Source organism: Cyanobium sp. T1B-Tous (assembly GCF_024345475.1).
Classification (GTDB): domain Bacteria; phylum Cyanobacteriota; class Cyanobacteriia; order PCC-6307; family Cyanobiaceae; genus Cyanobium_A.
The window spans coordinates 1-10,477 of sequence record NZ_JAGQBE010000072.1 but is presented as its reverse complement, the minus strand read 5'-3'; the positions used below and the strand labels follow the sequence as shown (position 1 = coordinate 10,477).

Genomic DNA, 10,477 nt, shown 5'->3' with positions numbered 1-10,477 from the left:
GTCAGGTCGCCTCCTCGCCATCTCGCCACCAGCTGCGCCTGCGCTCAATTGCCTGGGCCCTTGGCGCCGGACTGGCAGCCCTTGCCCTGGGGTTGCCCTTGGGCATCGAATCAAGCCTCCGGGCTGGCGGCTGCGGCTTTTTCTATGGCCTGCTGGCGTTCCATCTACAGCGGGTAGACCCTGATGACAGCCACCTCCAGGCGGGCCTGGTCGGAGCCGTCTGCGGCATCCACAGCCTGGGCTTGCCGTCTTTCGCCAGCTGGCCATCTCAGCTATCTCTGACAGCGGCGATGGTCAAGGTTGCGCCAACTGTGATGATGGGGATGGTTCGTGCCTGGTTGCCGCTGGTCGGCGCCGCTCTGCTGCTGCATCTGTTGCGGCACGGATCACGCCTGCTATCGCAACGCGTTCTGTCTGCCCCCGGGCCGACGCCCATGCCCTGATCCACCGGTGCTGATCCGCCGGCCCTGAATATTCTGGGATGAGCCTGCTGCACGCCACCTGGCTGTTTCCCCCCGAGGGTTCGGGCGGCCGCCTATTCCTGTGGGCCGACACCTGGCGGGTGGCGACCCCTGCCGTGCCAAAGCTGGAGGCCCCTGAGCACCCCCTGGCCCTCAACGAAGACGACCTGGCCACCTGGCTCGATGACAACGGGCTGTGGTCAGAGGCCCTGCGCCCAGCCCGGGCCACCCTGAGCCTGCCCAGCCGCAACCAGGCGGCCAAGGGCCGCCGCACCAGTGCCAGCAGCTGGAGCGGCCTGCCCCTGCAGGCCGGCGAACCGATTCCCAAACAGCTCGAATGGTGGCCCTGGCAGGTGGAGGGTTGGGCCCTCGATGCTGCCAATGCGGGCGAATGGCTCAGCCAGGTACCCCTGGCGGGTGAGCACCCGGAGATGGCCGATGAGCTGCGCTGGTGGAGTCACCTGCAGCGCTGGGCCCTGAGCCTGATCGCCCGCGGCCGCTGGCTGCCCCAGATCGCCGAGGGCAAGGCCCGCTGGCTGCCCCTGCTCAACCGCGAAGACGACCGCCGCCGCCTCGAAGACCTGGCCAGCGGCCTGCCCCAGGTGGCCACCTGCGCCCTGGCCGCCGGCCCCAGCGGCGACCCCTCCCTCGCCTGCCGCCGTCCCGGCAGCGGGCGTCTGCGGGTGGCCAGCCTGCTGGAAGCCCTGCTCGATGGCCAGCTGCGGGTGGGCTTCAATGCCAGCACCGAGGGGCTCGATCCCTTGCTGGCGGCCTGGCAGAAGGCCCTGGGCAAGGGCGATGGCAGCCTCAGCCTGGGCGAGGAGGAGCTAGAGCGGCTCAGCATCGCCACCCACCACTGGCGTGAAGGGGTGGCGGGCAAGGTGGAGCCAGCCCGCACCTGCCTGGAGCTATTCACCCCCGCCGAGGGCGAGGAGCTGTGGGAGCTGCGCTTCGGGCTGCAAGCGGAAGCCGACCCGAGCCTGCGGGTGCCCGCCGCCGCCGTCTGGGCCGCCGGCGATCGGGGCCTACAGATGGGCGAAGTGGCCGTGCCCCAACCGAGCGAGCTGCTGCTTGAGGGCATGGGCCGGGCCCTGACGGTGTTTGAACCGATCGTGCGGGGGCTGGATTCGGCCACCCCGGAAACGATGCAGCTCACGCCAGCCGAGGCGTTTGTACTGGTGCGCACCGGCTCCCACCAGCTGCGCGATGTGGGCGTGGGCGTGGTGCTGCCGGCCAGCCTCGCAGGGGGCCTGGCCAGCCGGTTGGGCCTGTCGATCAAGGCCGAGCTGCCTGAGAAATCGCGCGGCTTCACCTTGGGCGAAACGCTCACCTGGGAATGGGAATTCATGATCGGCGGCGTCACCCTGACCCTGCGGGACCTGGATCGCCTGGAGACCAAACGGAGCCCCCTGGTGCAGCACAAGGGGGCCTGGATCGAGCTGCGGCCCCTCGATCTCAAGAACGCCAAGAAATTCAGCGGCGCCGATCCGGGCCTGAGCCTCGACGACGCCCTACGGCTCACCGCCAGCGAAGGCGACACCTTCCACCGGCTACCGGTGCACCACTTCGATGCCGGCCCCCGGCTGCAGGCCGTGCTGGAGCAATACCACCAGCAGAAGGCCCCCGACCCCCTGCCCGCCCCACCTGGCTTCTCCGGCCAACTGCGGCCCTATCAGGAGCGGGGCCTGGGCTGGCTGGCCTTCCTGCACCGCTTCGACCAAGGCGCCTGCCTAGCCGACGACATGGGCCTGGGCAAAACGATCCAGCTGCTGGCCTTCCTGCAGCACCTCAAGGCCGAAGACGAACTCAAACGACCGGTGCTGCTGGTGGCGCCCACCTCGGTGCTCACCAACTGGAAGCGCGAAGCCCACGGCTTCACCCCCGAGCTGGGCGTGCGGGAGCACTACGGCCCGCGCCGGCCCTCCAGCCCCGAGGCTCTCAAAAAAGCCCTTAAGGGCGTGGATCTGGTGCTCACCAGCTACGGCCTGCTGCAGCGCGACAGCGAGCTGCTCGAAAGCATCGACTGGCAGGGGGTGGTGATCGACGAAGCCCAGGCGATCAAAAACCACACCGCCAAACAAAGCCAAGCGGCCCGGGACCTGGCCCGCCCCAGCCGCGGCGGCAAAGGTGGCAGCCGCTTCCGGATTGCCCTCACCGGCACGCCGGTGGAAAACCGCGTCAGCGAGCTGTGGGCGCTGATGGATTTCCTCAACCCCAAGGTGCTGGGCGATGAGCCCTTCTTCCGCCAGCGCTACCGGCTGCCGATCGAGCGCTACGGCGACATGTCGTCGCTGCGGGATCTCAAAAGCCGGGTGGGGCCCTTCATCCTGCGGCGCCTCAAAACCGACAAGTCGATCATTTCCGACCTGCCGGAGAAGGTGGAGCTCAACGAATGGGTGGGCCTGGCTCCAGAGCAGAAGAAGCTCTACAACAAGACAGTCGACGAGAGCCTCGATGCCATCGCCCGGGCACCGCTGGGCCAGAAGCACGGCCAGGTGCTGGCCCTGCTCACCAAGCTCAAGCAGATCTGCAACCACCCGGCTCTGGCCCTAAAGGAAAACGCCGAGACCGCCCTGGCCAGCGGCAACGGCAGCTTCAGCAGCCGCAGCGCCAAGTTGCAGCGGCTCGAAGAGATCCTCGAGGAGGTGATCGAGGCGGGCGACCGGGCGTTGCTGTTCACCCAGTTCGCCGAGTGGGGGCTACTGCTCAAGGCCCACCTGGAGCGCAAATGGCGCCAGGAGGTGCCGTTCCTCTACGGCAGCACCAGCAAAACCGAACGCCAGGCGATGGTCGATCGCTTCCAGGACGACCCCCGCGGCCCCCAGCTATTTTTGCTGTCGCTCAAAGCTGGCGGTGTGGGCCTCAACCTCACCCGAGCCAGCCACGTCTTCCACATCGACCGCTGGTGGAACCCGGCCGTGGAAAACCAGGCCACCGACCGGGCCTATCGGATCGGCCAGCAAAATCGGGTGCTGGTGCACAAGTTCATCACCAGCGGCTCGGTGGAAGAAAAGATCGACCGCATGATCAAGGAAAAATCAAAGCTGGCCGCTGAGATCGTCGGCTCCGGTGAAGACTGGCTCGGCGGCTTTGATGTGGGCCAGCTCAAAGATCTAGTGGCCCTGAGCGAAGAGGATTAACGCCATGGATGCCCAGGGTTCTGATGTTCGCTGGAAACAGCGCTTCGACAACCTCCAGCGCGCCTACCAGCGCCTGCGCTGGGCCTTAGAAATCCACCAGCAGGATCCTGACAACGAGCTAATCCGCATGGCGGTGATCAAGGCCTATGAATTCACCTTTGAGCTGAGCTGGAAAACCCTCAAGGATTTTCTCATTTACAACGGTGTCGATGCCAAGCTGCCACGCGAAGTGCTCAAACAGGCCTTTGCCACCGGCCTGCTCAACAACGGTCAGCTCTGGATCGACATGCTGGAGGAGCGCAACCTGATGGCCCACACCTATGACGACACCAGAGCCCGCAAAGCCGTAGATCAGATCCAGGAGCGCTACCTCAGTGGCCTACAGCAACTGCACGACCTACTGGCAACCAAACGGCAGGAGGCCCCATGAGTGCGCCAACCACCAGCTCAGCCCCTGCCGATATCAACCACGGCATCCCCGATCGCACCGTGGCCGAGATCCGCTGCTGCCTGAAGCGCTTCCCCCAGATCCACTGGCTGAAGCTCTATGGCTCTCGGGCGATGGGCCGCCACTGGAGTGGCTCCGACATCGATCTGGCCTACAGCGCCAACGATGATTGCAGCGCTGCTCTGCACGAAGCCCTCGACCAACTGCCCACCCCCTATCTCTTTGATGTGACGCACTGGGAATCGCTCCGCTACGCCCCCCTGCGCGAACACATCGAACGCGTAGGCATCACCTTCCCATGACCCTCACCCCCACTACCTACGCCAGCGCCATCAACACCCAGCTCGGCGACCAGGGCCTGGCCCAGCAGCCCTGGTGGGTGGAGCAGTGGATGGAGCTGATCAACTCCTACCGCTTCAAAAAGCGCCTGGAGCGCGCCTGGGAGTATGCCCGCAGCGGCAATGTCACCTCGATCCGCTTTGAGGGGCGGCGAGTGCATGCCCGAGTGCAGGGCACCGACGAAGAGCCTTACAAGGTGAAGCTCTGGCTCGACGTGCTCCACGACGACGACTGGAACTACGTGCTCGACGCCCTCACCCAGAAGGCGCGCTGGTCGGCCCAGCTGCTGGCCGGCGTCATGCCCCAGGACATAGAGCGCGCCTTCGCGGCCAGCGGCAAGCGCCTGTTTCCGTTCAAGTTGCAGGAGGTGCGCAGCGAGTGCAGCTGCCCCGATAAGGCCAACCCCTGCAAGCACGTCAGCGCCGTTTACTACCTGATGGGCGATCGCTTCAGCGAAGACCCCTTCGTGTTGTTCCAGCTGCGCGGCCGCACCCGGGCCCAGCTGCTGGCCGACCTGGCCAAGCGGCGGCGCAAGGCGCTGGCAAAACAGGCCAGGCAGGCTGCAGCCAAACAGGGCTCCCAGCCGGTCGCTGCAGTGGCTCTGCAGCCGGTGCATCCAGCCATCAAGGACCCAAACCGCTGGTGGCGCTATGGCGCAGCCCTCGATTCGGATCTGGTCGTGATCACACCAGCCCTGGAGGGCGACACCGGCCTCGATGCCGCCGGTCCCCTGCCCCTGGCAGAAGAACCCCGCTTCCCCGAGGCCAATCTCCACTTCCTGGAGCACCTCAAGGCCCACGGCCAGCAGCTGGCTGCCCTAGCCATGGCCAAGGCCATGGGCCCGGCCAACGGTGATGACGGCTGATCCCCTAAGCCCGCCCCCCTGGCTAACGCCGGCGGCCCAAAGTCTGGCCCTGTGCCTGCTCAGCAATTACCAGCGCGCCTTCGGCACCCCCCTGATCGCCGGCCTAGCCGCCGACGCCTCGCCCCTGCTGGTGGCCCAGGAGCTGTTTGCAGCCGAACTGGTGCTGCTGGCCCATGACGGCGCCGATCCCAGCAGCGATCCAGGGCCAAGGCTGATCTATGCCAACCGGGCGGCCCTGCGCCTGTGGCAGCGCCCCTGGGCCGAGCTGGTGGGCATGCCGTCGCGGCTCACCGCCGAGCCAGCCGAGCGGGCCAGCCGCCGCCAGGCGTTGCTGGTAGCCCAAGCCCAAGAAGCGATCGCGGGCTACCGGGGCATCCGCATCGACAGCCGCGGCCGCCGCTTTGCCATCGAAGCCGCCCGCCTCTGGACCCTGCGCGACGGCAGCGGTCAGCCCTGCGGCCAAGCCGCCCGCTTCAGCCGCTGGTGGCTGTTGTGATGCACCCAACTGTTGTGAAGGCAAACCTGTTGTGATCGCCGCCATCCCAGCACCGCCGCCCCAGCTGCCCGCCGAGCTGCGCCCCCTGGTTAGCACCCTGCAGCAGCGAGGCTTTCAGGTGCGGCTGGCCCCGCCGCCAGTACGCGGCGCCTACGGCCTGTTCCAAGCCAAAACGCGCACCCTCTGGATCGCGCCGGTGGCCTTCGAGCTGGGCATCGGCCGACAGGTGTTCCTGCATGAGGCCATTCACGCAGCCCAGAGCTGTCCCACCGGCGTGCTGCAGCCCTTGGGCTGGAGCGTGCGGCTCAACCCGGTGGTGGAGCAGGAGATCAGCGGCATCCTCACCACCCGCTACCACCACGGCAACCGGCAACTGGAGCGGGAAGCCTTCAGCGTGCAGGGCCATCCCGACGCCATCGGCCGGGTGATCGCCGCCTTAAAGCAGCGCTGCCGGTTGCCCCTACCTGCCAGTGGTGCCAACCGAACGGGGCCGTAAGGGCCGAACCAAATCGGGCGGTTGCCCCCTGCCGTCGCCCGGCTGGCCGCAGCACATTGGCTGTGTCCCGGAGAACATCCGATGCTCACCCTGCACCAACATCCCTTCGAGTTACTCGAGCAACAACTGCGCGCTGCCGAGCGTCCCGCCGCCGAGCGAGTGCCGGCCGCCGAGGTGCACGAAACCGACGACACCTATGTAATCGCCCTGGAGCTTCCCGGTGTCGATAAGACCTCGATCGACGTCAAGGCCACCGACCGCAGCCTGGTGATCAACGCCGAGCGCCGCCAGCCAAGCCCCGATGCCTCTTCCCCGGTCGCCAAACAGACCTCCTTGATCAGCGAATTCCGCTACGGCACCTGGAGCCGCAGCTTCCGCTTCCCCGGCGGCATCAACCGCGAAAGCCTGCAAGCCCACTACCGCGACGGCCTGCTCACTGTGACGGCACCTAAGGCCCAGAACCTCACCACCGTGCAGGTGCAGGTGGAGGGCTGATCAGGGACGAGCGGACACGAGAGAGAAGAGAAACCTCCCAGGCCCGGCCCACCCGCCGGGCCTTTTTTGTCGGCGGGCTTCCTACAGTTAGGAAAATCGCGGATCGATCCATGGTTGGTGCCGTCGCAACCGCAGTCCGGCTCAGCCTGCAATGCGAGCCGATCGGCCCGGACACCACCACGATCCGCTCGCTCGACTGGGACCGCAGCCGCTTTGATATTGAGTTTGGCCTGCGCAACGGCACCACCTACAACAGCTTCCTGGTGCGGGGCGAGCGCACCGCCCTGATCGATACCAGCCACCTCAAATTTGAAGGCAGCTGGCTGCCGCTGCTGCAGGAGCTGATCGACCCCAAAGCAATCGATCACCTGATCGTGAGCCACACCGAGCCCGACCACTCGGGACTGATAGGCCACCTGCTCGACTTCAACCCCGAGATCGAGATCGTGGGCTCAAAGGTGGCGATCCAGTTTCTTGAGAATCAGGTGCACCGGCCCTTCAAAAGCCGGGCGGTAAAAAGCGGCGAAGAGCTCGATCTGGGCACCAACCCCACCAGTGGCGTGGCCCACCGCTTCGAGTTTCTCAGCGCTCCAAACCTGCACTGGCCCGACACGATCTTTTCCTTCGACCACGGCACCGGCATCCTCTACACCTGCGATGCCTTCGGCCTGCACTACTGCTCCAGGGAGCTGTTCGACACCGATCCGGGCGCCATAGCCCCCGATTTTCGCTTCTATTACGACTGCCTGATGGGCCCCAACGCCCGCAGCGTGCTGCAGGCGTTGAAGCGCATGGATGGCCTGCCCGAGATCAGCACAGTGGCTGTGGGCCATGGGCCCCTGCTGCGCCACCATCTCGGCCTGTGGCTGGATGACTACCGAACCTGGAGCAGTGAGCGCAGCACGGGCGAAAACTATGCAGCCGTTTGCTATCTAAGCCAATACGGCTTCTGTGACCGGCTCAGCCAGGCGATTGCCCGCGGCATCGGCAAGGCCGGCGCCGCTGTACAGCTGGTGGATCTGCGCGCCACCGACGCCCAGGAGCTCAGTGCCCTGATCGGTGAAGCCAGCGCCGTGGTCGTGCCCACCTGGCCTGCCCGGCCCGATGCTGAGCTGCAAGCTTCGATCGGCACCTTGTTAGCGGCCCTCAAGCCGAAGCAGTGGGTCGGCAGCTACGACGCCTTCGGTGGCGACGACGAACCGATCGACGCCGTGGCCAGCCAGCTGCGCAGCCTCGGCCAAAAAACCGCCTTTGAACCCTTGCGCGTGCACCAGGTTCCAGGCGGCAACGATTACCAACGCTGCGAAGAAGCCGGCACCGACCTAGGTCAGCTGCTCACCAAGGAGAAGACAATCGCCGCGATGAAGTCTCTCGATGCCGATCTGGACAAGGCTCTGGGTCGCCTATCTGGGGGGTTGTATGTGGTGACGGCGCGGCAGGAGACACCGGAGGGTACGCGCAGCTCAGCGATGGTGGCCAGCTGGGTGAGCCAGGCAAGTTTCGAGCCCCCCGGCCTCACGGTGGCGGTAGCCAAAGACCGGGCCATCGAAGCGCTGCTGCAGGTAGACGATCGCTTCGTGCTCAACATCCTGCGGGAGGACAACCACCAAGAGTTGCTGCGCCATTTCCTCAAGCGCTTCCCGCCCGGCGCCGACCGCTTCGCCGGGGTAAGCACCCTCGAGGGCGCCGCCACGGGCGGCCCGGTGCTCGGTGATGCCCTGGCCTACCTGGGCTGCCGCGTGGTGCAACGCCTCGAAGGCCCCGACCACTGGATCATCTACGCCGAGGTGGAGCAGGGCAACGTGGCCGACACCCAAGCCAGCACCGCCGTGCACCACCGCAAAGTCGGGAACCACTACTGATTGGCAGTTCAGGGAGGCAATCATCAAGATTGCTCTCCCCATCTGGATTTCACCCATACGCCGTAGCAGGCAGAGGTTTAAGAACGCTTCAAAGAAGCGGTAAAGTCCGAATCCTCAGTGGGAATTAAGGCACGGGATTTCCACGCCCACTCAAAGAAGATTTGAAATTACATGTGGAATATTATGGGCGACTTTTGGACGCAAATGCCATTATCTGACGCATTGAACATCTCCTAAAGCCGCCCCCTAGCCACCCAACCCTGGTTACCAGGAATTGGGGTCATCATCTTTACTGAGAAAGTTGGAAGCGGGGTGGCCCCAGCGTCAAGAGCCCATTGGACTATCTGATCGCAATGTTCATTTGCATTCGTTGCGAACCCAGGTTTTGGCTTCGCTGTTCCCTAGCGCGGAGGCGGTACCCCAGTCGGCGCAAGCGGCTGTTTGGGATCCAAGCATCTGCTTCACAATGCCCCGGTTGCGATAAGCCTCGTGATCCTGGGGTGCCAGCTCGATGACGCGACTGTAGTCAGCAAGGGATCCATCCAGGTCGCCGGCTTGGCGTCGGGCAACGGCTCGATTGAAGATTGCCTTGATGGAGTTCGGCGCAGCTTGCAGGATCGCGGAGAAATCGGCAATGGCCTGCTCCAGAGCTCCGCCTTTGAGCAGCTCGGTGCCGCGTTGATAGAGAAGTTGCATGTCTCTGGGTTTGGACATCAAGGCCACCGTGAGATTCTGCAGTCGAGCATTGATAGCAGCTGGGAAAGGAGGTGATTGTGCAGCTGGTTTTTGCGGTTGGTTGCGCTCGTGCATTTGAATTAATGCCTGCACAGGGGAATCCAAGGCTTGGGAACTGCTGGCCAATGCGATCCATTGACGGGCTTCATCGTCGCCGAGCGTTGCCGCCCTCTGCCAATCGGCGATGGCACCCTCAAGATCACCGATGAGTTCTCGAGCAATGCCGCGGTTGCGATGGGCAACAGAATCTCCAGGTGCCAATTGAATCGCTTGGTCGTAGTCGTGAATAGCACCGGTGAGATCGCCTGTCTTTCGGCGGATGGCACCGCGATTGACCAAGGCAGCCATTTGTGATGGGTTTAGTTCCAGGCTGCGGCTGTAATCGCGCAGTGCACTAGTGAAATCAGAGACGCTGTAGTGAAAGTTGGCCCGTTGGTAATGGGCGGAAGGGCTGTTGGGATTGAGGGCTATCAACGTATCAAATCGGCGGATATCTTTCTGCGTTTGCGTCAATCTTTCAACATCGACCATAAAGTTTCGGTTAACCGGTAAGGCTTGCAGATCTTGCCTGGGTGTGGGCAAGCCCTGTTCGATGCCTGCTGGAAGTTCAATAAGGCGTTCAAGTTTGGCGGTGGCCAACTGAATCGGTCGCATCAGCAAGCCAGAACGCTCAACAAAACTTGTAGCGAGAGCTGCGGTGAACTTCTGGTTTGTGGGCTGGGTCTGCAATCGCTGTGATTCTTGGCGCTTCTGCTGGGCTACTTGAGCATCTCTGGCAAGCTGTTGGGCCTGCTTCTCTCCCAGCTGGCGATCAGACTCTGATTTGGCCAGCCGCTCTGCATTGAGGCGCTTCTGTTCGGCTGCTTGATCCAGTTGCGCCGCCAGCTTCTGAGCCTGCCCAACTTCGTCAGCCTGAGCCTGGACCAAACGCTCGGCTTCCTGGCGTTTCTGCTCCGCTGCGAGGGTGAGCTGTTGGGCCAGCTTTTCAGCCTGAAGCCGCTTCGCCTCAAGCACTGGAAGGCGCTCGGCTTCCTGGCGTTTCTGCTCCGCTGCAAGGGTGAGCTGTTGGGCCAGCTTTTCAGCCTGAAGCCGCTCAGCCTGCGCTTTCGCGAGGCGATCTGCGTCTAAGCGCTTCTGCTC

General features: G+C 64.4%; 10 protein-coding genes. 9 read left to right on the top strand and 1 reads right to left on the bottom strand.

Annotated features, from left to right (window positions below; genetic code table 11):
• Window positions 1-32 precede the first annotated feature (32 nt).
• The 9 genes from KBY71_RS12960 (at window position 33) to KBY71_RS12920 (ending at window position 8,602) form a co-directional block, all read left to right on the top strand.
• A complete protein-coding gene (locus tag KBY71_RS12960) occupies window positions 33-443 on the top strand; it encodes a hypothetical protein (protein ID WP_254929311.1) in 411 nt (136 codons plus the stop codon).
• Window positions 444-481: 38 nt separating this feature from the next.
• Entirely contained in the window at window positions 482-3,601 is a 3,120-nt protein-coding gene (locus KBY71_RS12955; protein WP_254929310.1) for a DEAD/DEAH box helicase, read from the top strand.
• Between the two features lie 4 nt (window positions 3,602-3,605).
• On the top strand, window positions 3,606-4,031 hold the full coding sequence (locus tag KBY71_RS12950; RefSeq protein ID WP_254929309.1) for a nucleotidyltransferase substrate binding protein: 426 nt from the start codon (window positions 3,606-3,608) through the stop codon (window positions 4,029-4,031).
• A complete protein-coding gene (locus tag KBY71_RS12945; RefSeq protein ID WP_254929308.1) occupies window positions 4,028-4,351 on the top strand; it encodes a nucleotidyltransferase family protein in 324 nt (107 codons plus the stop codon). Before KBY71_RS12950 ends, KBY71_RS12945 begins: the two co-directional genes overlap by 4 nt.
• Window positions 4,348-5,253: an SWIM zinc finger family protein gene (locus KBY71_RS12940; RefSeq protein WP_254929307.1), complete on the top strand. Its 906-nt coding sequence runs from the start codon at window positions 4,348-4,350 to the stop codon at window positions 5,251-5,253. Before KBY71_RS12945 ends, KBY71_RS12940 begins: the two co-directional genes overlap by 4 nt.
• Entirely contained in the window at window positions 5,243-5,749 is a 507-nt protein-coding gene (locus KBY71_RS12935; RefSeq protein WP_254929306.1) for an MEKHLA domain-containing protein, read from the top strand. Before KBY71_RS12940 ends, KBY71_RS12935 begins: the two co-directional genes overlap by 11 nt.
• 31 nt (window positions 5,750-5,780) lie before the next feature.
• A complete protein-coding gene (locus KBY71_RS12930) occupies window positions 5,781-6,245 on the top strand; it encodes a hypothetical protein (RefSeq protein ID WP_254929305.1) in 465 nt (154 codons plus the stop codon).
• A gap of 81 nt (window positions 6,246-6,326) precedes the next feature.
• Window positions 6,327-6,740: an Hsp20/alpha crystallin family protein gene (locus tag KBY71_RS12925; protein WP_254929304.1), complete on the top strand. Its 414-nt coding sequence runs from the start codon at window positions 6,327-6,329 to the stop codon at window positions 6,738-6,740.
• Window positions 6,741-6,850: 110 nt separating this feature from the next.
• Window positions 6,851-8,602: a diflavin flavoprotein gene (locus tag KBY71_RS12920; RefSeq protein WP_254929303.1), complete on the top strand. Its 1,752-nt coding sequence runs from the start codon at window positions 6,851-6,853 to the stop codon at window positions 8,600-8,602.
• A gap of 357 nt (window positions 8,603-8,959) precedes the next feature.
• On the opposite strand, the gene KBY71_RS12915 is transcribed toward KBY71_RS12920, so the two are convergent.
• Window positions 8,960-10,477, bottom strand: a 1,518-nt coding sequence (locus tag KBY71_RS12915; RefSeq protein ID WP_254929302.1) for a tetratricopeptide repeat protein, incomplete at its 5' end; no start/stop codon positions are given.